At 54.6% G+C, this 25,488-nt stretch carries 20 protein-coding genes; 10 read left to right on the top strand and 10 right to left on the bottom strand.

All coding sequences use genetic code 11. From position 1 onward, the window contains the following. Positions 1 to 109 precede the first annotated feature (109 nt). Both B051_RS0102010 and floA read left to right on the top strand, forming a co-directional pair. On the top strand, positions 110 to 583 hold the full coding sequence (locus B051_RS0102010; RefSeq protein WP_018476504.1) for an NfeD family protein: 474 nt from the start codon (positions 110 to 112) through the stop codon (positions 581 to 583). Between the two features lie 9 nt (positions 584 to 592). Then, a complete protein-coding gene (floA, locus tag B051_RS0102005) occupies positions 593 to 1,579 on the top strand; it encodes a flotillin-like protein FloA (RefSeq protein WP_018476503.1) in 987 nt (328 codons plus the stop codon). A 55-nt stretch (positions 1,580 to 1,634) separates the two neighbouring features. On the opposite strand, the gene B051_RS0102000 is transcribed toward floA, so the two are convergent. Further along, a complete protein-coding gene (locus B051_RS0102000; protein ID WP_018476502.1) occupies positions 1,635 to 2,378 on the bottom strand; it encodes a PKD domain-containing protein in 744 nt (247 codons plus the stop codon). 158 nt (positions 2,379 to 2,536) lie between these two features. Continuing rightward, positions 2,537 to 3,373 carry a hypothetical protein gene (locus B051_RS0101995; RefSeq protein WP_018476501.1) on the bottom strand — a complete coding sequence of 279 codons (837 nt, stop codon included), beginning with the start codon at positions 3,371 to 3,373 and terminating at the stop codon, positions 2,537 to 2,539. A gap of 99 nt (positions 3,374 to 3,472) precedes the next feature. Here B051_RS0101995 and B051_RS0101990 point away from each other — a divergent pair, with 99 nt between their 5' ends. Next, a complete protein-coding gene (locus B051_RS0101990; RefSeq protein ID WP_018476500.1) occupies positions 3,473 to 4,456 on the top strand; it encodes an isopenicillin N synthase family dioxygenase in 984 nt (327 codons plus the stop codon). 71 nt (positions 4,457 to 4,527) lie between these two features. Then, positions 4,528 to 5,697 carry a chromate efflux transporter gene (gene chrA / locus B051_RS0101985; RefSeq protein WP_018476499.1) on the top strand — a complete coding sequence of 390 codons (1,170 nt, stop codon included), beginning with the start codon at positions 4,528 to 4,530 and terminating at the stop codon, positions 5,695 to 5,697. A 153-nt stretch (positions 5,698 to 5,850) separates the two neighbouring features. On the opposite strand, the gene galE is transcribed toward chrA, so the two are convergent. Together galE and prmC are read right to left on the bottom strand one after the other, a co-directional pair. Further along, positions 5,851 to 6,882: a UDP-glucose 4-epimerase GalE gene (gene galE / locus B051_RS0101980; RefSeq protein ID WP_018476498.1), complete on the bottom strand. Its 1,032-nt coding sequence runs from the start codon at positions 6,880 to 6,882 to the stop codon at positions 5,851 to 5,853. 180 nt (positions 6,883 to 7,062) lie between these two features. Continuing rightward, positions 7,063 to 7,917, bottom strand: coding sequence for a peptide chain release factor N(5)-glutamine methyltransferase (gene prmC, locus B051_RS0101975; RefSeq protein WP_018476497.1), 855 nt, complete (start codon positions 7,915 to 7,917; stop codon positions 7,063 to 7,065). A gap of 124 nt (positions 7,918 to 8,041) precedes the next feature. Between prmC and ribD the strand changes: the two genes are divergently transcribed. Then, positions 8,042 to 9,088, top strand: a complete 1,047-nt coding sequence (ribD, locus tag B051_RS0101970; RefSeq protein ID WP_018476496.1) for a bifunctional diaminohydroxyphosphoribosylaminopyrimidine deaminase/5-amino-6-(5-phosphoribosylamino)uracil reductase RibD — start codon at positions 8,042 to 8,044, stop codon at positions 9,086 to 9,088. Positions 9,089 to 9,179: 91 nt separating this feature from the next. Further along, positions 9,180 to 9,662: a GAF domain-containing protein gene (locus tag B051_RS0101965; RefSeq protein WP_018476495.1), complete on the top strand. Its 483-nt coding sequence runs from the start codon at positions 9,180 to 9,182 to the stop codon at positions 9,660 to 9,662. Between the two features lie 260 nt (positions 9,663 to 9,922). Here the strand turns inward: B051_RS0101965 and B051_RS0101960 are convergent, their stop codons facing one another. The 6 genes from B051_RS0101960 to B051_RS0101935 all read right to left on the bottom strand — a co-directional run bounded on the left by B051_RS0101960 (position 9,923) and on the right by B051_RS0101935 (position 15,488). Then, positions 9,923 to 10,504 (bottom strand): hypothetical protein, encoded by a 582-nt coding sequence (locus tag B051_RS0101960; protein WP_018476494.1) that lies wholly within the window; start codon positions 10,502 to 10,504, stop codon positions 9,923 to 9,925. Between the two features lies 1 nt (position 10,505). Next, positions 10,506 to 11,315, bottom strand: a complete 810-nt coding sequence (locus B051_RS0101955; RefSeq protein WP_018476493.1) for a metallophosphoesterase family protein — start codon at positions 11,313 to 11,315, stop codon at positions 10,506 to 10,508. Between the two features lie 159 nt (positions 11,316 to 11,474). Continuing rightward, positions 11,475 to 12,158 carry a phosphatidylserine decarboxylase family protein gene (locus B051_RS0101950; protein WP_018476492.1) on the bottom strand — a complete coding sequence of 228 codons (684 nt, stop codon included), beginning with the start codon at positions 12,156 to 12,158 and terminating at the stop codon, positions 11,475 to 11,477. A 117-nt stretch (positions 12,159 to 12,275) separates the two neighbouring features. Next, positions 12,276 to 13,550, bottom strand: coding sequence for a Glu/Leu/Phe/Val family dehydrogenase (locus B051_RS0101945; protein ID WP_018476491.1), 1,275 nt, complete (start codon positions 13,548 to 13,550; stop codon positions 12,276 to 12,278). Positions 13,551 to 13,645: 95 nt separating this feature from the next. After that, a complete protein-coding gene (locus B051_RS0101940) occupies positions 13,646 to 14,473 on the bottom strand; it encodes a phosphatidate cytidylyltransferase (RefSeq protein ID WP_026236132.1) in 828 nt (275 codons plus the stop codon). A gap of 49 nt (positions 14,474 to 14,522) precedes the next feature. After that, the gene (locus B051_RS0101935; protein WP_018476489.1) at positions 14,523 to 15,488 is read right to left on the bottom strand and encodes a CPBP family intramembrane glutamic endopeptidase; all 966 of its coding nucleotides are present in this window, start codon (positions 15,486 to 15,488) and stop codon (positions 14,523 to 14,525) included. Between the two features lie 53 nt (positions 15,489 to 15,541). Between B051_RS0101935 and dusB the strand changes: the two genes are divergently transcribed. The 4 genes from dusB (at position 15,542) to B051_RS0101915 (ending at position 25,450) form a co-directional block, all read left to right on the top strand. Next, on the top strand, positions 15,542 to 16,531 hold the full coding sequence (gene dusB / locus B051_RS0101930; protein WP_018476488.1) for a tRNA dihydrouridine synthase DusB: 990 nt from the start codon (positions 15,542 to 15,544) through the stop codon (positions 16,529 to 16,531). 206 nt (positions 16,532 to 16,737) lie between these two features. Next, the gene (locus B051_RS0101925; RefSeq protein WP_018476487.1) at positions 16,738 to 17,592 is read left to right on the top strand and encodes a DMT family transporter; all 855 of its coding nucleotides are present in this window, start codon (positions 16,738 to 16,740) and stop codon (positions 17,590 to 17,592) included. 518 nt (positions 17,593 to 18,110) lie between these two features. Further along, positions 18,111 to 23,309, top strand: coding sequence for an Ig-like domain-containing protein (locus B051_RS20730; protein ID WP_083919408.1), 5,199 nt, complete (start codon positions 18,111 to 18,113; stop codon positions 23,307 to 23,309). Positions 23,310 to 23,458: 149 nt separating this feature from the next. Then, positions 23,459 to 25,450 (top strand): Na+/H+ antiporter NhaC family protein, encoded by a 1,992-nt coding sequence (locus B051_RS0101915; RefSeq protein ID WP_071594840.1) that lies wholly within the window; start codon positions 23,459 to 23,461, stop codon positions 25,448 to 25,450. The last annotated feature ends 38 nt before the right edge of the window (positions 25,451 to 25,488 follow it).

Raw genomic sequence — 25,488 nt, 5'->3', positions numbered from 1 at the left:
GGAATGGCCCTTTTGGTTTTCGGGCAGTATAATTCGTATAAATCAAAATATCTCGGTCAAAATCAATCATAAAATCGCTATATTTACTCATACAAGCACACAGGCGCTTATGCTACTAGATTGGGTTACGGTTATTTTGTTAATCGGCATTGGGCTGGTATTGATTATCGTGGAGCTGATATTCGTTCCGGGCGTCACCATTGTAGGCATACTGGGTTTCATACTGGTGGCGGTGGGCATCTGGATAGGGTATGCCGCACTGGGCACCGAAACAGGCCACCTCATACTGGCTGCCTCGGTGATTGGAAGCGGGCTCGCCTTCTATTACAGCTTCCGCTCCGACGCCTGGACGAGGTTCGCGCTGAAGAATACCATCAAAAGTCGGGTGAACGAAGAACACCCGCACCTGCTGGAGGTAGGGGAAGAAGGCAAGACGGTCTCAGCGCTGCGCCCACAAGGAACGGCAATGTTCAAGGAGCGCCGCCATGAGGTGCAGACAGCCGGCACATTCCTGCCGCCCAACACACCTGTACGCATCATCAAAATAGTAGCGAATAAAATCATAGTAGAAGAAATCACCTAACACAAACCCATGGAGAACTTTTCAGTTTTGTTTTTGATTGCAGGCGGCATTATCCTGCTGTTCATATTCCTGTACTTTGTCCCTATCAGCCTCTGGATTACGGCCCTTTTCTCTGGAGTAAAGGTAGGACTGCTGGAGCTAGTGTTCATGCGCATACGCAAAGTACCCCCGAGCCTCATCGTCAACTCCATGATTAATGCCACCAAAGCAGGTATAGACGTGACCACCACCGAACTGGAGACGCACTACCTGGCAGGCGGCAACGTGCCCAACGTGATTCGTGCGCTCATCTCAGCTGACAAAGCCAATATCCCTCTCTCCTTCAAGCAGGCCACAGCCATTGACCTGGCAGGACGCGATGTGTTCGAGGCGGTGACGACTTCGGTGAACCCGAAGGTGATTAACACCCCCAACGTGGCTGCCGTGGCGCAGGATGGCATCCAGCTCATCGCCAAAGCCCGTGTAACGGTGCGCGCCAACATCATGCAACTGGTGGGTGGCGCCGGCGAAGAGACCATTCTGGCCCGTGTAGGCGAAGGCATTGTAACGTCTATTGGCTCTTCTGTATCGCATAAAAGCGTATTGGAGAACCCGGACATGATTTCGAAACTGGTGCTACAGAAAGGCCTGGATGCAGGTACGGCCTACGAGATTCTGTCCATCGATATTGCCGACATTGATGTGGGAGAGAACATCGGTGCCAAGCTGCAGATAGACCAGGCCAGCGCCGACCTGAAAGTGGCCGAGGCGAAAGCCGAGGAGCGCCGCGCCATGGCCGTTGCCGTAGAACAGGAAATGAAAGCGAAGGCGCAAGAGGCTCGTGCCTCTGTAATCGCGGCCGAGGTAGAGATTCCGCAGGCCATCGCAGCGGCATTCCGCAGCGGCAACCTCGGCATCATGGATTACTACAAGATGCAGAACATCCAGTCCGACACAGACATGCGCAACTCTATTGCCAGCCCTGGCCAGGGCGGCCCAAACAAGCCAAAGGAGTAGAACTAAACCTAACTAAAAAAGCAAGGGCCACCGTTACCGGTGGCCCTTGCTTTTTTTATGGAAGCTCTGCCCTGAACTTCACTAGGATATGGGAACCCCAGTCGTCGTTGCCTCGCTGTTGGGTATAGTAGCCTTCTCTTGATTCTTTGTCGAGGTGAAACTTAGTGCTGCCACCTGCCACTATGTTGTGGGCAATCAATCTATCGGCTTTATCTTCATTCTGGTCAAAGAACTTAAAGAATGGGCTGAATGTCGAAGGCTCATCTCCACCGAGCAGAATGCGGTCTACTGCAAAGGTCAGAGGCAGGTCCTCCCTTGTGACCCCACGCCGCACGTCGCTCTTGTATAGTACCTGCTCTGCGTTGTTAGCATAAGTCGACACCTGCAGGTATACATCCGGATTGCCCTCAGATGGAGCACCAGTATCGCCTCCTTCCAGGGCATAGTTTTCGATATAACTGAGCAGCTGCACCTCGTAGGCATATAACTGAGCCACTTTCACTACTTTTTCTACCGTACTAGCTTGTCCATCCGTGTAGGTTGTAAGCCTTACAGTATAGCTACCCGGCTTTGTGTACCGAAAGGAGTCGGGCATTCGGTGTGTGGATGTCGTGCCATTCCCAAAATCCCATTTATAAGCATCAGCCTGACTTACATCTTGAATGGTCACATACTCTTCCGTGGTATAGAACTCATCCGGAACTGTGAACTCTGGCGCAGGTATAGCAAAGGGGTCGTCTTTTTTGCACGATGCGAAGAAGAGCAATGCCGCCATGGCAGCGAGTAGTTGTTTTTTCATTTTCACAGAAGCGGTTGAAGATTTCAGATTTTAGGCAGCGTCACAAGGTATAGCCTGGAAACATTAGATTTTAGGTATATAGCCAAAACTATACCAAAAACAAAAAGCCCGTGACGTGCGTCACGGGCTTTTCCAGGATTTGCCAGGTATGGCTAATCTTAGCTTTCTTTCAAGGTGATGGTGCGTGTCACAGAGTTGTAAGGCCCTGGCACTACGGCACCGGCGTTGTTCACCAGTTCCAGTTTGATGGTGGTCTCACCCATTGGCAGGCCTTCTATGATGTGCGGCATCCACTTGTCCAGCATGAACTCCGTCCCGTTGATAGTAGCGCGCACTTTGTTGCCATTGGCTGACAGGTCGGTGTTCACCAGGTAGAAGTCCAGCATGATGCGGCGTGCATCTTCGCCTACGTACTCGCCTTTCGGACGGCTGTAGAACATGTGTGGCGCTTTCAAATCGAACTCCATACGCTGCTGTGGCTTACCCACGGTAACCATACGCAGGTCGTAGGCACCCTTGTGCTTCAGGCTTTCGTGGTAAGAGCGGGAAAGGAAGGAAAGCACCACGTGGTCACCTTCTTCCATCTCTTTGTTGAATGTGGTTTCGTAATGCGCCGTGTAAGGCTCGTTGTCCACGATGTTGTGGATGTGCTGCCCCTCTTTAGAGTTGGCCAGGTGCTCCGAGTTGGAGTGTGGCGTCATGCGGGTCAGCTGGAAGTTGGACAACTCATATACGAACTCAACCGGGCCAGGCTGCACCACGCCATTGGCAGGTGGCGTACGCAGGACCAACTGCGATTCAGGGTATTTCTGAGAATCATCAAAGGCATATACGCGCAGGCCGCCGTTGCTCATAACAGCACCAGTAGGCGTAGGGCCAGTCTGTGTAGTGGTGGCAGGTATGCGGGTGTCATCATCTTGTGTTTGGCGGGCCGTATCACAGGCAGTAAAGCCCAACAGTAGCGCTGTAGCAAAGAGTAAAGATGTTTTTTTCATGTATGGATTGTTTGGATTTGCGTTGTAAGCAATGTACTGAATTTCTTTGTATATTGCGAACTACGTGACAAGTTACAAAAAGTATACAGAAAAGACTATATGAGCGAGATTTTGTTTGATGAAGTGCCTTCATTGGACTTAGCTGATTTTACATCAGGAGATGAGGGGCGAAGGGCGCGTTTTGTGCAGCAGTTGGGAGAGGCGTACCAGAACATCGGCTTCATCGCCTTGAAAAACCACGGGCTGAGCGACGACCTGACTGAAAGGCTATACGCAGCCGTGAAAAAATTCTTCGCCTTGCCTGACGAGGTGAAGCAGCAATACGAGAACCCGGAACTGGCGGGTCAGCGCGGTTATGTAGGCAAAGGCAAGGAGAAGGCGAAAGGCTTTAACACCGGTGACCTGAAGGAGTTCTACCATGTAGGCCAGGAACTGAGCGATATACCTGACAACGACCCCATCAAAGAAGAGTACCCGGCCAACATATGGCCAGCGGAGGTGCCTGAGATGCAGGAGACGACACTGGAGGCCTACCGCAAGCTGGAAGCTGCCGGCAAACAGGTGCTGCGTGCCATTGCACTCCACCTGGAGCTGCCAGAGAACTACTTCGATGAGAAAGTGAAATACGGCAACAGCATCCTGCGTCCTATCCACTACTTCCCCATCGAAGACCCGGACAGCGTGCCGGCTGATGCCGTGCGCGCCGCTGAACACGGCGACATCAACCTCATCACGCTGCTGATGGGAGCCAGCGCCGACGGCCTGCAGGTGCTTCGCCGCGACGGCCAGTGGATTCCGATTACGGCACTTCCAGAGCAGGTGGTGGTGAACGTGGGAGACATGCTGGCACGCCTGACTAACAACAAGTTGAAGTCTACCATCCACCGCGTGGTGAACCCGCCGCGTGAGCTGATGCATACCTCCCGCTACTCTATCCCCTTCTTCATGCACCCGCGTTCCGAGATGGACCTGACCTGCCTGGAGAGCTGTATAGACGCACAGAATCCGAAAGCCTACCCAGACGCAACTGCCGGCGAATACCTGACGGAGCGCCTGATTGAACTTGGCCTCAAGAAAGCGTAAGTATAAATATTTTGAAATATTTAAAAGAGAGATAGTTATAGGCTGTCTCTCTTTTTTTATTTTTACCCGCTATGAGCCTGCGCTACTACATCTTCCTGAAAGACGTTTTGCTTCTTGCGCTTACCGCGTTCGGGGGGCCTCAGGCACACATCGCGCACATGTTCAAGCTGCTCGTTGAAAAGCGTCGCTACCTCACCGAACAGGAACTGATAGAGCTGAACGCCCTTTGCCAGATTCTACCAGGCCCCACCTCCACCCAAACCATCACGGCTATCGGCTTCCGCATTGGAGGGCCTAACCTGGCTTACCTCACACTGCTGGTGTGGCTGCTGCCTGCTTCCAGCTTTATGGCGGCGGCGGCCCTTGGTATATCCTATCTCCAGGAGAACAACGTTTCGCTGCAGTTCCTGCGGTTCATCCAGCCTATGGCGGTAGGTTTTGTGGCCTATGCGGCTTATGCCATCAGTTCCAAGGTGGTGCATACCAAACTGGCTGTGGGCATCATGGTGGTTGCCGGTATCCTGGCCTACTTCTTCCATTCACCTTGGGTATACCCGCTCCTGCTGCTGGCGGGTGGCGCTATCACTGCCCTACGCTTCAGGCAGCACCCACAGGAGAAAGACAAGAAGCTGAATATACAATGGGCCAATTTCGTGCTGTTTGTGGGGGTTCTTATTGTAGCAGCGGTGGTGGGTGCCACCACTTCGTCCCTCCCTGTCAGGCTGTTCGAGAACTTCTACCGGAACGGCAGTCTGGTGTTTGGCGGCGGACAGGTGCTCATCCCGCTCATGTTCACGGAGTTTGTAGACTTCAAGCGCTACCTGACGGCCGAGGAGTTCCTTTCGGGCTTCGCCATTGTGCAGGCGCTGCCTGGGCCGGTTTTTTCATTTTGCTCTTACATCGGGAGCCTGGCGATGCGCGAGCATGGGGTATGGGGGCAGCTGCTTGGCTCTTTTGTGGCCACCGTTGGTATATTCCTACCTGGCACGTTCCTCATATTCTTCGTCATCCGCTTTTGGGATGATTTGAAAAAGTACCGGGTGGTGCGGGCCTCGCTGGAAGGTATAAGCGCGGTCAGTTCAGGTATGGTAGTGGCGGCCGCCATCATGCTCTACCATCCCATCGACAATACGCCACTGAACTTCGGGATTGTGGTGGCTACTTTCTGCCTGCTGCTCTTCACACGCATACCAGCCCCCATCATCATCCTCTCCGGCTTTCTGCTAGGCTTTGTGTTCTAAACCATAGGTATAGCCAAAAGAAAGCTGCCTATGCGCTTCGGCACGGGCAGCTTTCTGGATAGCTTTTTAAATACTTGGGAATAGGGCAATGATAGGCTACTGAACCATACCGCGTGTGCGTCAATGCTCCCCGCCCGTTATTAACAGCTTCATTTAGGCCTTGGATGAAGTTTGCTGTAGGTGCATTTGCCAATCCCAAGCGCTTTGCATCGCCTCCTCCAGGGTGCTGGTGGTCTTGAAACCCAATACTTCTGTGGCTTTGGTCACGTCGGCGTATATCTTGGGCACGTCGCCCGGGCGGCGGGGACCTATTTTATAGTTCAGCTTCTCGCCGGTGGCACGCTCAAAGGCCTGTACGGCTTCCAGTACGGTGTTACCTGTGCCCGTGCCCACGTTGAAGAACTCGATGTTGTCGGCCTTGCCTGATATCAGTCTATCCACGGCCACAACGTGTGCCTTGGCCAAATCTACCACATGCACGTAGTCACGGATGCAGGTGCCGTCGGGTGTGTCGTAGTCGTCTCCGAATATGGTGAGTTCCTGGCGGATACCGGCGGCCGTCTGCGTGATGAACGGCACCAGGTTATTCGGAACGCCCAGGGGCAATTCCCCAATCTTGGCAGAAGGATGAGCACCAATCGGGTTGAAGTAGCGCAAGGCAATGCTACGCATGTCGCTTCCGCTCACGGCTAAGTCAGTCAGAATCTCCTCACAAATTTTCTTCGTGTTGCCATAAGGGGAGTTGGCTTTCTGCACCGGCGTCAGCTCCGTCACGGGCAGTTGGTCAGGTATGCCGTATACCGTGCAGGACGAGGAGAACACGAGTTTGTTTACCTGGAACTTCTCCATCACCTGCAGCAGCGTTGTCAGGGAGCCGATGTTGTTGTGGTAGTATTTGATAGGCTCAGCTACCGACTCCCCCACCGCCTTGTAGGCTGCGAAGTGAATGACGCCGGCTATACCTTGTTCCTTTTCAAATACATCGGTCAAAGCGGCTGCGTCGTTGCAGTCCGTGCGGTAGCAGGTCACCTCATGGCCCAAGATGGACGCAATGCCCTCCAGCGCCCGCTCCTCTGAGTTGGAGAAGTTGTCGACGATGATAGGCTCATAGCCTGCCTCAGTCAATTCCACCACTGTGTGCGAACCGATGTATCCGGCTCCGCCTGTTACTAGTATCTTCTTCATTTGATTTGCCTTCAATCTTGTTGATTCTTTTTCATGACATGATGCCCCGGCATCATGAGCTGTTATATTTTTGGGTCGGCTATACCTGCCCGAAGCTATACCTTTGCTTAATGCCGTTTCAGCACCCCCTACCCTCTACAAAATTATAATTAAATTGTGGAATCCAGGTATAGCGAGGTGTTACAAAGCGGCTTTCACGATTCTGTTTTTGTTGAACAAATCCTGCACCACCTCAGCCTGCTGAAAACCCGCCTCTAGCAACAGTTGCCGCACCTCCTGCCCGTACTGCTCGTTAATTTCGAAGTAAAGCCTGCCCCCTTTTTTCAATAGTCCTGCCCCAAGTCCCGCTATTCGGCGGTAGTATTTCAGCGGGTCGGTATTGGGCACGAAGAGCGCCAGGTGCGGTTCATAGGCCAGCACGTTGGGCCGCATCTGGGCCTTCTCCTGCTCCAGCACATACGGCGGGTTGCTCGTGATGATATCTAACGAGTGCGGCACTATACTTGGTATAGGTTCAAACACATCCTGCTGCAGCCACTCTACCGGCAGGCTATACCTGGCGGCATTGGCACGGGCCACTTCCAGCGCCCCTTCCGACAGCTCCAGTCCATATACCTTGTCTGGCTGCAGGTTGGCGGCCAGGGCCAAAGGTATGCAGCCGCTTCCGGTACAGATGTCCAGCACCCGTAGGCACTGCCTCCCCTGGTGCTCACGCACCACCAGGTCCACCAGTTCCTCGGTCTCCGGGCGCGGAATGAGCACCCGCTCATCCACCTCCAGTTCCAATCCATAGAAATGGGCCACGCCCAGCACATATTGTACCGGCTCCTGCCGCTCCAACCGCTCCACCATGCGCCTTACCTGCTGCTCCTGTGCTGCGCTCACCTCCTCCTGCCTCCCCAGGCTCAGCTGCACCCGCGACTTCTGAAGCACATGCTCCAGCACTAACTGCGCGATGCTGCCAGCTTCCGGTTCCGGATAAGCGCTTTGTATGGTGGAGCGGATGTACTGACTGAGCTCTTGGATGGTGGCCACAGGTATAAATGTTTTGTGAAATTGGGTACCTTTGCAAAAGTAAAGTTTTATTGCGTATTAGCTACCGTTGAATGACTGCTTCCCCACCGGAAAGGTTGATGCGCTAATTCCTAAACTCTCAAACTTGAGCGACGAACTCTACATGCGGCGCGCCCTGGAGCTGGCTAAGCTGGGCAGCGGCTATACCAGCCCCAACCCAATGGTGGGCTGCGTGGTGGTGCACGGGAACCGCATCATCGGCGAAGGTTGGCACAGGGCCTACGGAGGGCCGCACGCGGAGGTGAATGCCATTGCCAGCGTGGAGGACAAAAGCCTGCTACCCAAAAGCCGGGTATACGTGACACTTGAGCCCTGCTCCCACTTCGGCAAAACGCCCCCCTGCGCCGATTTGCTCATCAGCAGCGGCGTACGCGATGTGGTTGTCTGCAACACCGACCCAAACCCCTTGGTCGCAGGCCGCGGCATCAAAAAGCTATCTGAGGCTGGGGCTCAGGTCAAGGTGGGGGTGCTAGAGAACGAGGGGCTGGAGCTGAATAAGCGCTTCTTCACCTTTCATGCCCAGAAGCGCCCTTACCTCCTGCTCAAATGGGCCGAGTCGGCAGACGGTTTCATTGGGGGGCCTGCCTTTGAGCAGGTGCAGATAAGCGGGCCATTGTCCAGAAGGTTGGTGCACAAATGGCGCTCCGAGGAGCAGGCTATACTAGTTGGTAGCCACACAGCAGCCCATGACAACCCGCGCCTCGATACCCGCTTCTGGACCGGCCGGAGCCCGCTGCGCGTCGTGATAGACCGGAAGCTGCAACTGCCCGGCCACCTGCATCTCTTCGACAAGAGCCAGCCAACGGTAGTCTATACCTACCAAAAAAAGGAGCAGACGCACGAGAACCTGCAGTATGTGCGGCTGCGTGAAAACGAATCTCTTCTTCCGCAAATCATGCAGGACCTGCACCAGCGCCAGGTGCTGTCGCTGCTGGTGGAAGGCGGCACTTATCTGCTCAAGAGCCTGTTGAAGGAAAGCCTCTGGGACGAGGCGCTGCTCTTCAAGAGCAGCACCAAAGTGTTAGGGAAAGGCACGGAGGCTCCCCTGATGGCGCAAGGACGACTGCTGGAGGTGAACCAGCTGGGCACCGATTGGCTTTTCTACTACCAAAACGAAAATATAACCATATAACAAAGAGCGCTGCCGTTCTGAAACTTGAACTCTCCTAAAACCAGAATTCTCATACGGCTGCACTCAACACGATTTATTTACAAGAAACACAATGGCTGAATCACTTATAGTAGACCAAAACCTCAGCAAGGAGGAGAAATACAAAGCACTTATACCACAAATAGAAGCACTGGTGACTGGCGAGACCGACTTGATTGCGAACCTGTCGAACATGATGGCGGCCTTACGCCAGGGCATGGGCTTCTTCTGGGTGGGTGTGTACTTCAACAAGGAGGGGCAGTTGGTACTGGGGCCGTTCCAGGGGCCGGTGGCTTGCACGCGCATCCCATACCACAAAGGCGTGTGCGGCGCCTGCTATTCCCGCCAGGAAACCATCTTGGTACCGGATGTGGAGGCTTTCCCGGGCCACATCGCCTGCAGCAGCGACTCCAAATCTGAGATTGTGATACCCGTGATGAAAGAAGGCGAGGTGAAACTGGTGCTGGACGTGGACAGCGACAAGCTCAACGACTTCGACGAAGTGGACCAGCAGTACCTGGAGCAACTGATGAAGCTGGTGGAGAGCTGGTACTAAGACCTTCCTTCGCTACTCACATTTAAACTTTTATCTGTCTCTGTCATTCCGACGATAGGAGGAATCTGTTAAGCTACTATCGCAGGGGCGAGCGCAGCGGGAACCGGCGGTGAGATATGTGAGCCAACTACATGGGTGACGCACCAATAGTCGTGTCCACGCTTCGCTGAACATCGGCTAGCAAGGTATGAGATTCCTCCTGTCGTCGGAGTAACAAAAAAAAAGTGGTATGATAAAGAAGGCAGCCCGCTATACCTGCCTCACAACTTCATCCTTACTCCAAGCGCCAGGTTGAAAATCTTGCCTGGCCCCAGGTACTTTGGGTTTTGAATGTAGGAAACGAGGTACTCCACATTGGTGCCCACTTCGTAGTAGGCCCCAAAACGGCTCAGTTTCTCCACTCTGGTGAAATTAACCTGGCCACCCAGGAAGTAGTACAGGTGAAGCGCTGTGGAGAAACCGTAGTAGCTCTTGGGGTACTTGTCGTGCGGCTCAAAAGCGAAGTAGTCGCTGCCCAAGGTATAGCCCAGCTGCAGGCCCGTGCGGAGCGGCTGCCAATCCAGCGACCTGACAGGTATAGGCTTCAAGGGAACGTAGGTGGCCTTCAGGGCGGCGGTGAAAATCCTGTCGCCTCCAATCTTCTCGGGCAAGTAGCCTAAGAACAGGTCCGTCTCGAGTTTCTCCTGGAAGAAAGACCTGCCAGCTCCTACCGACAAAAATCCTAGGTGCCCCGCGAACTGCACCTTCGCATGGTAAGTTGAGCGAATCTTCTCCTGGCTGTATACCTGAAAAGGAACCAACAGCAGTAGGCAGAGTATCAGAAATATAGCTTTCGTTCGCATGTTAATAGGCTATCCTCCTGATGTTGTATCCGTCGCGCCATACCTTGATATAGGAGAACTCCCGCTTCTTCACGGTGGTGGTGGCGTGGTAGAGGATGGTGTTGTCGTAAGTCTTCTCGGTGCGCCAGTTGTGGATGTGGCCGTGCAGGCTGAGCTGCACCCGCCCGCTCTCTTTCAGCGTCTGGTGGAAAGGCTGCTCCAGTTGCCTGTCAAAGTCGCCGTCATAGGGCGGGATGTGTGACACCACAATCGCCTGTTGCCAGGCCTCACCCGGCTGCCGTACCAGCTGGCTGCCTAACCATCCAATGTCAGGCACTTTCCCATTGAAGCTGTACTCGCGGCCGTTCGTGTCCACCATCACGAACTTGGTGTGCCCATACACAAAGGAGTAGTTGAAGTCGCCGTACATGCGCTGGTATACCTTGCGGCCGTTGGCCAGCATGTCGTGGTTGCCAATCACGGTCAGGTAAGGCCACTTGAGCCGCCGCATGATGTCGTGCACCCACCGAAACTCCTGCGTCATCCCGAAGTCAGAGATATCGCCTTGGTGAATCACAAAGTCGATGTCGGCAAAGGTATTTGCTTTCTCCACGAAGGCCTCCGCATCGTCATAGAAGCGCTGCGTGTCGCCCATCACCAACAGGCGCAGCGTGTCGCCGGGCTGTTGGCTCCTGAGCCTTTCCAGGTTGTGCGCTGTCAGGTGCTGCTCATCGCCGTTGAGCCTGATTTGGTTGGGGTGGTACTCAAACATCTCCTCGCAAGACGACAGGGTAATCGCAAGCAGGAGAAACAGGAAGTAAACGTTTTTCATTATAACGAAGGTAATACATTCAGACATCACTTTGAAGCGGGCTGACTGCAAATGCAAGACGGCGTGCTCCAGGTATGAGCTCAAAAAAAGCCGAACCAGAGATAGTCTCCGGTTCGGCCTTTTACTATTTGTACAGGTATACCTATACCTTAAAAAATTTTATCCGAATAGTGTGGGAGGAGCTGTTTTGAGCTGGGCAATAACGGTCTGGCCGCCTTTTGTTTTTTGTCCCAACTCTACTTTCACTTCCGCATCCAACGGCAGGAACACGTCCACGCGGGAGCCGAACTTGATGAAGCCGAACTCCTCGCCCTGGCTCACTTCATCGCCTTCGTTCACATACCAGACAATACGACGCGCCATCGCACCGGCAATCTGGCGGAACAGCACCTCCGGCCCTGCCGTGGACTCCACCACCACCGTGGTGCGCTCGTTCTGGGTGCTCGACTTCGGGTGCCAGGCCACAAAGTAATTGCCCGGGTGATACTTGAAATAATTCACGATGCCGGATACCGGGTTGCGCGTCACGTGCACGTTAATCGGCGACATGAAAATGGAAATCTGCTTGCGCTTATCCTTGAAATACTCCGGCTCCTCAATCTCCTCAATCACCACCACTTTGCCGTCGGCAGGCGCCACAATCAGGTCCTCGTGCAGGAGCAGGTTGCGGTAAGGGCTGCGAAAGAACTGCAAAATGAGCAGGAAGAGCACTGCTGAAACACCGGAGAAAATCTTGTTGAAGGTATTGTTATCTGCATTGAAGTGGTAGAGCAACAGGTTGAGCACCACCAAAATCAGCAATGTGAAAAATAAAATCCTTCTTCCTTCCTTGTGAATTTTCATCCGTGTTAAATATAAGCTGCAGGCGTCTGTATAACTTATAATAGCCCATCCAGTTTCGTGGACGGGCTATTATCCTGCATTAAAATTATGCAAACTTTAGTTTAAAGCAAAAAAAGCTTAGAAACCACCGCGGAACTTGTATGTCATTGCCACTTTGTCTATAGCCACGATGTAGGCGGCTATACGCATTGGCACGTTGTACTTCTGCGAGGCGGCGTATACGCGCTCAAACGACTCGTTCATGATGCGCTCGGCACGTTCATTCACACGGTCCAGCGTCCATTTGAAGCCCATGCGGTTCTGCACCCACTCAAAGTAGGACACCGTCACGCCGCCGGAGTTAGCCAGGATGTCCGGCACCACCATGATGCCCTTCTCGTTGATGATGTTGTCGGCTTTGTAGGAAGTAGGTCCGTTAGCACCTTCCACTATCAGGCGGGCCTGTATCTGGTCCACGTTCTTAATGGTGATTACGTCTTCCACAGCGGCAGGCACCAGCACGTCCACTTTGGAAACCAGCAGCTCGTCGTTGCTGATTTTCTCGGCGTTCTTGTAGCCCTCCAATCGTCCTTTGTTGTTGTTTTTATATTCAATGGCCTCTTCAATGTCGATGCCCTTGTCGTTCCAGTAAGCTCCGCTCACGTCGCTCACACCCAAAATCTTTACGCCGCGCTCCGCCATCAGTTTGGCGGCCCAAGCGCCCACGTTGCCGAAGCCCTGTATCACTGCCGTGGATTTGGCCGGGTCCATGCCCAACTTATCCATAGCGGCCATCGCCGATACCATCACACCACGGCCGGTTGCCTCTACACGACCCAGTGAACCACCCAGCACAAGCGGCTTGCCTGTTACCACGGCATGTATGGTAGAGCCCTTCATTCTGGAGTATTCATCCATCAGCCAGGCCATCTCGCGCGGACCGGTGCCCATGTCAGGCGCAGGTATGTCCTGGTCCGGGCCGAAGGTATCCACCAGCGCCTGGGTATAGGCTCTGGTCAGACGCTCCATCTCACCGGCAGACATCGAGAAAGGGTCACAGATGACACCGCCTTTGGCACCACCGTACGGAATGTCCACCACGGCGCACTTCCAGGTCATCCAGGCGGCCAGCGCCTTCACCTCGTCCAGGAACACATCCGGAGCGAAGCGGATACCGCCTTTAGAAGGGCCCAGGATAGTGGAGTGAATCACCCGGTATCCTTCAAACACGCGCACTTTGCCGTCGTCCATGGTCACGGGCACGTTCACAATCACTTGTCGTGTCGGCGTTTTGAGGACGTTGTAAACCTCCTCATCCAAACCCAAAATCTCTGCCGCGATGTTGAAACGCGACATCATCGACTCAAATGGGTTCTCCCTGTCCTTTATCGGTGCTGGCTCTTTGTATAACATCATTTTAACCTTTTGAATTAATCTGTGATTAACAATTTAGGCGGTAAAGTTATGTAATTTAAACATACAACTTCCTAGGAAGCAGTCACGAATAGTTAGAAAATCTTGAGGAATGCTACAATGAAGGGAATGGCCATGATGAGGCTGTCGAAGCGGTCCAGGATGCCCCCGTGACCGGGCAGCAGCGTGCCTGAGTCCTTCACGCCGAGGCTGCGCTTGAGCAGTGACTCCACCAAATCGCCCAGCACCCCGAAAATGGACACGAGGATGGCTACTCCTATCCACTGGTACTGCTCCAGGTCCTGAAAGAACAGCCCCAGGCCCCAGCCTACCACAATGGCCAGCAGCGTGCCGCCTACCCAGCCTTCCCAGGTCTTGCCCGGCGACACGCGCTCCAGCAGCTTGTTCCGCCCAAAGTTCTTTCCCGCAATGTAGGCGCCGGTGTCGGCAGACCATATCAGGAGCATCAGCCCGAGGATGGGTTCCCACTGGTAGTCGCCCTGCAGGTAGCCCATCAGTTGCAGCAGCCCGAACGGCACGGCGATGTACAGCACGCCCAGCAGCGTGAAAGCCACGTTGGTGAAGGGCTGCGGCTCTTTGCGGTACAGCTCCAGCACGAATGTGAAGATGATGGCCGGCGCCGCCAGGTATAGCAGCTCGATTGGCATCAGGTCCTTCTGTATCAGGAATATGGAGATGAAAATGCCTGCGGCTAGTACAAGCCCCCAGACTTTGTTCGGTTTTATACCTTGTGCGCCCGATAGCTTGTAAAACTCCAGCGTGCCCAGCAGCGTGAGCGCCAGGAAGAGCAGGAAGAACGTCCACTCACTGAAAAGTATGCTGCCCACAAAGAGGCCGGCCCCCAATACCCCGACAATCATGCGTTGCTGTAAATTACTAAGGGCGCTTATGTTCTTGCTCATCTGGTGGTGCGTACATGGCCGGCCTGTGGTACCGGAAAGCTCTTCTAGGTTAGTGGTTTTGTCGTTCTTCAGCGGCCTGGGCTATACTGGCTTCTCGTGTGGGCGTCTGCATGAACTGCTTGTAAAGGTAATAGATTACGGCAGCACTCAGCACCAGCGACAGCACAATTGTGTAGATGGGCATCGGCTCCGTCGACTCCACGTTGTAGTCAATGGCCTTGCTCTGCTGCAGGTATAGCAGGAACACCGTGAAGCCATTGTTGAAGAAGTGCGCCACAATGGGCACCCAGATGTTGCCAGACCACAGGTATAGGTACCCGAACAAGGCGCCCAACAAAGCGCGGGGCACGAAGCCAAAGAACTGCACGTGGATGGCCGCAAAGATGATGGCCGCCACCCACACGGCCACGTGCGCGCTGCCGGACCAGCGGTGCACCTGACGCTGCAGGATGCCCCGAAACACCAGTTCCTCCCCTATGGCAGGTATAACCGCAATCACTACCAGGCCCATCAGCAGGCGTGGCACTGTCCCGAAGTTAGCTATCAGCTTGGTCAGCTCCGCCAGTTCGTCTTCCTTGGCGCGCGCCCACTGCTCAAAGCCTTGCATGAAATCGGGGAGGCTCAGCTTGGCGTTCCAGTTGATGATGAGCGAGTTGGCCGGCATGATGAAAATAACCAGCAGCCCCGCTAAAAGCAGCAGCGCCGGCACAGGCAGTTTCTTCCAGTTCAGGAAATCAGGTGTGGTATAGCCCATCAACCGAATCATCAGCAGCGGTCCCACCACGAACGAGAAGAACTGCACCAGTCCCTGGAAAAGCAGCAGGGCGTCGGCGCCCTCGGGGTGTTCCGTTGGGTCGGCTAGCAGGCTGGTCAGGTCAGCAATCCCAATTCCGAACACCGCGTTCACCAGCACCAGGTATAGGAAGCTGGCCACAAAGTAGCCGCCCAGCATGAAAGCCAGCAGCAGCAACAGGATAAAAAACGGGTGTTGGCCTTTGGAGATGAAACCTTTCATAGAGAAGATTAGGTTTAATTGACGTAAATTTACGTGAAAATTTAACTTTTGCTTTGGTAAAGATAGCGAACATAGAACTGGGAGAGTTTCCGCTGCTGCTGGCCCCAATGGAGGACGTGAGCGACCCGCCGTTCCGGAAAGTGTGCAAAGCCAACGGAGCCGACCTCATGTATACCGAGTTCATTTCCTCTGAGGGTCTGATACGTGATGCCGCCAAAAGTGTGCAAAAACTCGACATCTTTGACTACGAGCGGCCCATCGGCATCCAGATATTCGGCTCCGACATCGACTCGATGCGCGAAGCCGCCATCGTGTCGGCACAGGCCGGCCCTGACCTGATAGACATCAACTACGGCTGCCCTGTCAAGAACGTGGCCTGCAAGGGTGCCGGCGCCGCCTTGCTGCGCGACGTGCCCAAGATGGTGAAGATGACTGAAGAGATTGTGAAGGCTGTCGACCTGCCCGTGACCGTGAAGACGCGCCTGGGCTGGGACGAGAACACCAAGTATATTGTGGAGACCGCCGAACGTCTGCAGGACATCGGTATCAAGGCGCTGAGCATACACGGTCGCACCCGCGTACAGATGTACAAAGGCGAAGCCGACTGGAGCCTGATTGCGGAGGTAAAGAACAACCCGCGCATGCACATCCCTATTTTCGGCAACGGCGACATCGACACGCCGCAGAAGGCGCTGGAGTACCGCAACAGGTATGGCGTGGACGGCATTATGATTGGCCGCGCCTCCATCGGGCACCCCTGGATTTTCAACGAGGTGAAGCACTACATGGCCACCGGTGAGTTGCTCGCACCGCCTACTCTGGAGGAGCGCGTGGAGGTATGCCGGCAGCACTTCACGCACTCGCTGGAATGGAAGGGTGAGAAGCTGGGCATCTTTGAGATGCGCCGCCACTACACCAACTACTTCCGGGGTCTGTCGCATTTCAAGCCGCTGCGCATGAAACTGGTGCAGTCCGAAGACATCAACGAGATTTACGACACGCTTGAGGAGATAGCCCAAAACATGAGCTATGTCGGAGTTTAGGAGTTAGAGATTTAAAAAGATTGGGAGTTGGAGAGTCAGCTATACATGCTTGATGTTCCAACTCCTTTTATATTTGCAGATGGCTTTCAAGCTTTCAGTACTTTGACTCTACGACATGACTGCTTCGCTTACCATTTAACTTCTAACCTTTCTAGCTTATCAAAACAATAACTACTCCCGCACAGGAGAAGACAGGAACGCCGGCATTGGCTTGGTTCCTGCTCATCATACTGGCCCTCATCTGGGGCACGTCCTTCATCCTGATAAAGAAAGGACTCGTGGTCTTCAGTTCCAACGAGCTGGGAGCCATCCGCATCGCCATCGCCTTTCTGACACTCGCCCCTTTTGCCATCAAGCACATAAGAGAAGTGGAGCCGCACCGCTGGAAGTACCTGCTGGGAAGCGGCCTGCTGGGCAACCTGCTGCCGGCTTTCCTGTTCGCCTACGCCGAGACGCGTCTAGCCAGCGGACTGGCCGGTGTGCTCAACTCGCTCACGGCGCTGTTCACGCTGCTGGTTGGGGCCATGTTCTTTCAGCAGGCCATCACCTGGATGCGCATGCTCGGCATCCTGATAGGTATAGTGGGCACTGCCGTGCTCATCTTCTCCGGCGGCGACACCAACATGGACAACACCTTCTATGGCATCTACATCGTCATCGCGACAATTTGCTATGGCGGCAGCGTGAACATCATCAAGCACCGCCTGCAGGGCATGAAGCCACTGGTGATGTCGAGCATGGCCCTGCTCACCGTAGGGCCATTGGCCATCGTGTATATGTTCATGACCGACGTGGTGCCGAAGCTGCAGCATGCGCCCGGCGCATGGGAGGCCTTTATGTACATCGCGATTCTGGCTGTCTTCAGCACAGCGGTGGGTCTGGTGCTCTTCAACAAACTCATCCATATGTCCACCACGCTCTTTGCCAGTTCCTCTACTTACCTTATACCTATCGTGGCGCTGATGTGGGGCGTGCTCGATGGAGAGGCCATCCACCTGTGGCACTACATCGGCATGGTCATCATACTGGCCGGAGTGTTCATTGTGAACAGAGCCAAATAGGAAACCCAACACTTTATTCGCACAAAAAGCCCCTGCCCTAAGCAGGGGCTTTTTTATTATAAATCATACTGCTTACTCTACATAGCAACATATAAATAGTACAATATTAAGACTGGCATCTATCATGTTTAAACACCAATCGTGAGACAGCAGTATTCAGTGCAATTTTTTTATGCAGCTCAACCCTTAAAAATTCGCGCTACGCAGGTTTTTAGCCTGTTACGAAAATATATTTTCGCGTAGGGGGTGTAACAATAGCATAAATTTGTGAATTCTGCATTAGCTTTAAGGAGCTCAACCGAAGCGAGCGAACAGATTAATCCCAAACCACATCTTCATTAATTGCAATGAAACAACTCTACTACTACCTAGCAGGGCAAGGCGTCCTGTGCAAAAACGTTTCTCCCTTGCTGCTACCTGCAGCAGGAAACCCATCTGGTTCGCAATGGCAAACCAATAGGACCGGCGTCTCCACTGGTTCATCTAACTCTTCTTCTCTATCATAATCCTATAGTCGTATGAAGAGAAGATTTCTGACCATGTCAGCGGCTATCCTATGCATGGCCGCGGCACCTGTGCTTGCACAAAACCCCAACGCCAGTGCCAGGGGGCAGGAAAGGGCCACCGACAGAGCCGCTTTGCAAAGGCTGTACAACGAGATGGCCCCCAAAGCCAAGGCAAATAAAGAGCGCGCCCTGCAGCTCGCCCAGCAGAAGAACTGGGTAGTGAAACAGGTGCAGCAGGACGGAACCGTCATCTCGCTGGAAGGCGTGGATGACAATGGCTTTCCCATTCACTACATCACCGAAAACAACACCCGCGCAGCAGCCTCTGTGAAAACAGACCAGGTATGGCCGGGCGGCAGCACAGGCTTCAACCTGAGCGGCGGCAGCGATGCCATGCGAGGCAAATTGGGTGTATGGGATGGTGGCGCCGTAAGGCTCTCCCACCAGGAACTGGTAGGCAGGGTGAAGCAGCGCGACGTCTCTCCTACCATCAGTGACCACGCTGTACACGTATCCGGTACCATGGTGGCCTCCGGTGTGAACCCATTGGCCAAGGGTATGTCATTCGGCGCGAAGGACCTGCAGGCTTGGGACTTCAGCAACGATGCCCCTGAGATGACCGCTGCCGCCCCTGAGCTCCTGATTTCGAACCACTCCTACGGCACCATCGCCGGCTGGTATAACAACACAAGCCGTGCAGGCACAGCCACCAACCCCTTCTGGGAGTTCCGCGCCAACCCGAACGTGAGCGCTACCGAAGACTACAACTTCGGCTACTATAACTCGGCTGCCCAGCAGTGGGACCAGATTGCCTATAGTGCGCCTTACTACCTGATGGTGAAATCATCGGGCAACAACCGCAACCAGAACGGCCCGGCAGTTGGCCAGCCTTACTGGAAGATGAGCACAGGCGGCTCCTGGGTGCTCGAAAACCGACCGGCTGGCCTCAACAGCAACGGCGGCTACGACATCATCTCTACTTACGGCAACGCCAAAAACATCCTGACAGTGGGTGCGGTGGAGCCCATCGCCAACGGTTATAAAACGCCGGCTGATGTCAAGATTTCCGCTTTCAGCTCCTGGGGTCCAACCGATGATGGCCGTATCAAGCCGGACATCGTAGGCAATGGCGTAGCTTTGCTGTCCTCTATCGGAACGGCGGATGATGCCTATTCTTCTTACAACGGCACGTCCATGTCAGCGCCTAACGTGTCGGGTTCCCTGAACCTGCTGCAGGAACATTATCACAACATTTTCGGCGAGTTCATACGCGCAGCTACGCTCAAGGGCCTGGCTATCCATACGGCTGATGAGGCAGGCTCTACGCCTGGTCCGGATTATGTGTATGGCTGGGGATTGCTGAACACCGAAAAAGCCGCCAGGGCCATTTCGAACTCCGCCAATAACCTGATTAACGAGCGTACGCTGGCGCAGGGCGAGACCTATACCTTCAATGTGACGGCTTCGGGCGCAGGCCCGCTGGTGGTGACCATCGCCTGGACAGACGTAGAGGGACAGGTGATTCCTGTGGGCCCTTCCGCCCTGAACAACCGCACGCCGCGCCTGGTGAACGACCTGGACGTGCGCGTATCCAAAGGCATGACGACGTTCCTGCCTTGGGTGCTGGACCCTGCCAACCCTGCACTGGCCGCCAGCTTCGGCGACAACTTCCGCGACAACGTGGAGCAGGTGTACATCGCCAACGCCATACCTGGTGAGAACTACACCATCACCATCCGCCACAAGGGCACCCTTGCAAAAGGCCCGCAGGCTTACTCGCTGCTGGTGAGTGGCATTGGTGGCTCGGCTTATTGTGCTTCCAATGCGCTTTCTGACGCTGATTCCAAAATCACCAACTTCTCACTGGGTGCCCTGAACAACACCCCGGCCACCGGCTGCAGCGCCTTCGGAGACTACACCAACCTGACTGCTAACCTGGAGATTGGACAGACGGTGCCGTTGAGCCTTAGCCTGGGAACCTGTGGTGCTGATAACGCCAAAATCGCGAAGGTTTTCATTGACTGGAACAACGATGCTGACTTTGACGACGCCGGCGAACTGGTGGCGACTACAGATGTGATGAACAGCACAGGCACCTATACTTCCACGGTAGCAGTGCCAACGCATGTGGCGGAAGGCAACATCGGCCGTATGCGCGTGGTACTGGTAGAAACTTCCAACCCGGACGAGATAAGCGCCTGCGGCACTTATGGCAAGGGCGAGACGCACGACTACAGAGTGAAGTTCCTGGCATCGAGCAAAGATGTGGGCATCACAGCCGTAATGTTCCCAACGCAGGGCTTCTGCGCCAACCCGAACCAGAATGTGCAGGTGGTTATCCGCAACTACGGCACGGCCACGCAGAGCAACATCCCAGTGACAGTGAACGTCCGCAATGGCAATGGTCAAATGACGACGCTTTCCGGCACGTATGCCGCTGCGCTAAGCTCCAACAGCGATGCCAGCTTCTACCTGCCCGGCACGTTCAGCGCAGACGCCAACACCACCTATACCTTCACTGCCGCCACGGCGCTGGCAGGTGACCTGAACACGGGCAATAACCAACTCGTGAAAGAGCTTTCTACGAGTGATGTATCGGCTGCCCCTGTGGCGACGGCCACGGTATGTGGCGATGGTCCTACGGTATTGCAGGCTACCGCCAATGGTACTGTTTTCTGGTATGATGCAATAACAGGCGGGAACCTGGTGGCTGTCGGAAACGATGCCCTCGTGGCCAGTGGCAGCACAAACAAGACCTATTATGCCGCAGCGAACGAATTCGCAGGCACCATACCTTCTGCCAGTTATACCTCTGGCGGTGCGATGTCTAACTTCAGCAACGGCAGAATGTTCTTCGATGCTGAGGTGCCGTTCATCCTGGAAAAGGCCACCATCAACGTGGGCACCGGTGGCACCATGACCGTAGACCTGCTGGACAAGGACTTGAGTGGCAATGTCATCGCCAGCACGGTCATCACAGTGGTTCCTGGCGTGAATGAGTACATCCTGAACCTGCCAGTGCCTGCCGCGGGTAAGAACTATACCCTATTGGTATCGGCTTTCGGTGGTGGCGCGACAGCCTATCGTAACAACACGACCAACTCTGCCGCATACCCACTGACCATACCGAATGTGGTGTCCATCACAGGCAACAATGGTGGCACACCATCGGCTTTCTACTACTTCCTGTACAACCTGAAGGTGAAGGCACTGGGATGCGCCAGCCCAAGAGTGGCCGTTACCACGACCACTGCACCGGCGACTGTGGCCAAAATCACACCGGCTGGCCCAACAGAGTTCTGTGTGGGCGGCTCTGTGTTGCTGAACGCCAACACCGGAACCAACCTAAGCTATACCTGGCACAAAGACGGAGAAGTGATTGGGAACGCGACGGCTGCCTCTTATGCAGCCACCGTATCCGGCAGCTATACCGTGACCGTGACTGCCGCCAACGGATGTCCTCAGACATCAGAGGCCGTGGCGGTTAAAGTGAATCCGCTTCCGCCAACGGCGGTGACCATCAGCAAGAACTTTGCCCTCGGCACCTGCCCTGGCGATGCTTTCTCGCTGGAGCTTCGTGCTGAAACAGCTGAGCAAAATGCCGGCTTCTCGTATCAGTGGGTGAAGGACGGTGCACCAATAGCAAATGCGACTGCGGCTACATACCCAGCCACTGTAAGCGGCAGCTATACCGTGACTGTGACGACTCCGTGTGGCACCATCACCGCTACGCCTGTTGCAGTGAACAATGAACTGGCTCAGGTGACAGCTCCGGGTGCTGAGATTTGCGGCACCAGCGGTAGTGCTTCTTTGGCTGCCCAGACCAATGTTGGAAAGCTCTACTGGTTCGACGCAGCCACTGATGGCAAACTGCTGCACATTGGAGATTCCTTCACGACTCCTACCCTAACGCAGAGCACCAACTACTTTGTAACGGCCAGCAATGAGACAATCGGCAACCTGGGTTCTAAGAACCACAGCGTGAGCGGCGGCTATTCTACAACGGGAGGCAGAATGTTCTTTGATGCACAGGTACCATTTGTGCTGGAAAAAGCGACTATCAACGTTGGCTCAGCTGGCACTATGAGAATCTTCATACTGGATAAAGACCTCAGCAATAGCATTATAACCACAACTACAATAGACGTAACACCGGGCGTGAAAGAGTATGACCTGAACCTGCTCATACCAGCCGCAGGTAAGAATTACGGTATACAGGCTGCCTTTGCAGATGGCGCGACAGCATTCCGTAATAATTTTGCTAACTCATCGCCGTACCCTTACACATTGCCAGGTATAGCGAGCATCACAGGTAACAACCAGAGTGCTCCAACCAGCTTCTACTACTACCTGTATGACTGGCAGGTGAGCGCCGCCAGCTGCAACACGGCACCTCGCGTGGCTGTACCTGTAACGGTGACGCCTGTGACTGTTGCCGGAACGCTGAATACCAGCGCTGCTTCTGTATGCTATGGCAGCAACAGCGGCACCATTAGCCTCAGCGGCCAGACAGGCAACGTAGTGAGATGGGAAGTCTCCGAAGATGGCACGATCTGGTCAACTGTTGACGGCGCAGCTACTGCCCTGCAGTTCCTGAACCTGACACAAACCACCCGCTACCGCGCTCTGGTACAGAACGGTGGCTGCAGCGAGGTATACACCGAAGCGGTTACCGTTACGGTGAACGAACTGCCTAAAGCGGCCATCTCAGTTTCCCAGGTAAACAGACTCGGATTCGTAACCTTGACGGCCTCACCGGCTGGCAAAGGGTATAGGTACCTCTGGAGCAACGGGGAAACGAAAGCCGCTATCTCCGTACGCCCTGGTGACCACCTCTATACCGTCACCGTGACAGACGCGAATGGCTGCTTTGCCACATCTGCGTCAGCGGCGGCTATACCTATGTCTAACCAAAATTCTACCAGCACCTTGCTCAGCGCTCAGTCGGCAGAAGGAGGCATCAGCCTGAAGGCATACCCTAACCCGAACACGGGCAGGTTCACCATCAGCTTTGCTACTGAAGAAGCGGGCAAAGTGAGTGTCCGCCTTGTGAACGCAGTGGGGCAGGTATTGCTGGAAGACACGCAGGAGAACTTCTCCGGTAATTATGAGCGTCAGGTGAGTCTGGAGCATGCGCCGAAAGGAGTATACATCCTGCAGGTTTCAATCCATGACCAGACCATCACCCGCAAAGTGGTAATCCAACACTAAGCCCTTCCGTTGGCTCTGAAAACAGCCCCTGCGCCAATGGCGCAGGGGCTGTTTTATTTCAGGATTCCTGCTGCTCCCCCTTTCCGCTATTTTCTATTATCTTATAATTTTATTTACTTAAGGGTCCACAAACCCCGAGCCCCAACCACATGAGGTTATACCGAGCCCTACTGAGTCTTGTGCTTTTTCTCTTGCTGTCCTGCCAGGCCATGGCACAGGAAGGCAACACCGAACTCGCCATAGAAGAACTGAAGCTGCAAGCCGTGAACGACACGGCGTTCACCCTGCACACCACCAACATCTCCGGTAATCTGGTTACCTACAACGGTCCGCTGCCTGTGCGCATCAATGGCAACCTGCAGGAGGTCAGCTTCACAGAAGGGGAGGCCCGCTTCTCGCTTCCCGCTAAAGTCAACCTGGTACAGGTAAGCGCCAACATCGGTGCCCACACCATCGCCCGGATTTACCGCCTTGACGCTGAGGCCGAGCACGGCGTCAGCAATTTCCCCATGTGGCTTACCATCCTGCCTCCGCTCATTGCCATCGTGCTGGCCCTGGTCTTCCGGGAGGTGCTGCTGGCGCTGTTCGCTGGCATCTGGGTGGGTGGTTTCGTTGTCTACGGACTGTCTTTCAAGGCGATTTTCACGGGCCTACTCGCCGTCGCCGACACTTACTTGATTACCGCCCTCACCGACTCTGACCATGTTTCGGTCATCATTTTCTCGATGCTGATAGGGGGAATGGTGGCCATCATTTCCAAAAACGGAGGTATGGCAGGGGTCGTGAATTTGCTCTCCAGGTATGCCAAATCAGCCAAGAGCACACAAGTGGTGACTTGGGTATTGGGTATAGCCATTTTCTTTGACGACTATGCAAATACTTTGATTGTGGGGAACACCATGCGCCCCGTGACGGACAAGCATCGCATCTCACGCGAAAAACTGGCTTACCTTGTGGACAGCACCGCTGCACCCGTGGCCGCTATTGCCTTTGTGACCACTTGGATAGGGGCGCAGCTGGGCTATATCAAGGACGCCGCTACTACGCTAGGGATACAGGAAGGCGCCTACTCGCTCTTTTTCCACTCTCTGGAGTACGCCTACTACCCTGTCCTGACACTGGTGTTCATGCTGCTGCTGATCCTGATGAACCGCGACTTCGGCCCGATGCACCGGGCGGAGGAGCGCGCCCGAATTACCGGAGCCGTGAGCGCCCACCGCGAGGACAGCCGCAGCGACGCCAGGCAGCAGATGGAGATGGCCGAGTTTGACGCCGTTGACCCTGCCCGGACCCGGGCCTTCAANGCGCTGCTACCGGTCTTGGTCGTGATTTTCGGGACAGTCGTCGGGCTGTTGTACACCGGCTATAATCCTGTAACCTGGGAGGATGCCACCATTGGCTTCCTGACGAAACTCTCCATGACCATCGGCGATTCCAACTCATACGTGGCGCTGGTGTGGGCTTCCTTATCTGGTGCGGTAGTGGCTATCCTGCTGACCACGAGCCAGCGCATCATGAGCCTGAATGAGACGATGGAGGCGCTGTTGATTGGCTTCAAGACGATGCTGCCGGCCATGCTCATCCTGATACTGGCTTGGTCGCTGGCGACGGTGACAAAGGAGCTCTACACGGCTGAATACCTGACCTCACTTTTCTCGGGCAATGTGTCGCCTGCCTTCCTGCCGGTGATTACGTTCTTCCTGGCGGCCACCATCGCTTTCTCGACCGGCTCCAGTTGGGGCACCATGGCCATCCTATACCCCCTGATGCTGCCGGCCACTTGGTATGTGTGCCAGATGAACGGCATGGGATTGGAGGAAACCATGCCGATTATGTACAATGTCATTGCGGTGGTGTTGGCCGGCGCTGTGTTCGGCGACCATAGCTCGCCCATCTCGGATACTACCATCCTCAGCTCGCTCGCCTCCGGCTGCAACCATATTGACCACGTCAAGACACAGCTCCCTTATGCGGTCACTGTCGCGCTGGTGGCCAACCTGGTATGCACCACCCTCTCCAGTTGGGGGGTGCATTGGTTCCTGGTATACCTGATTGGCATTGCGGTGCTGTGGGGAATCATCAGGCTGCTGGGCAAGAAGGTGAGCCATGAGCCTGCACTGGCCGAAGTCATGGCGAGATAAAAGCAAGAAAGGCTGCCCTCAGGGCAGCCTTTCTTATG

This window comes from Pontibacter roseus DSM 17521 (genome assembly GCF_000373265.1).
Lineage (GTDB): Bacteria > Bacteroidota > Bacteroidia > Cytophagales > Hymenobacteraceae > Pontibacter > Pontibacter roseus.
This window is presented reverse-complemented; position numbering and strand designations above follow the sequence as displayed.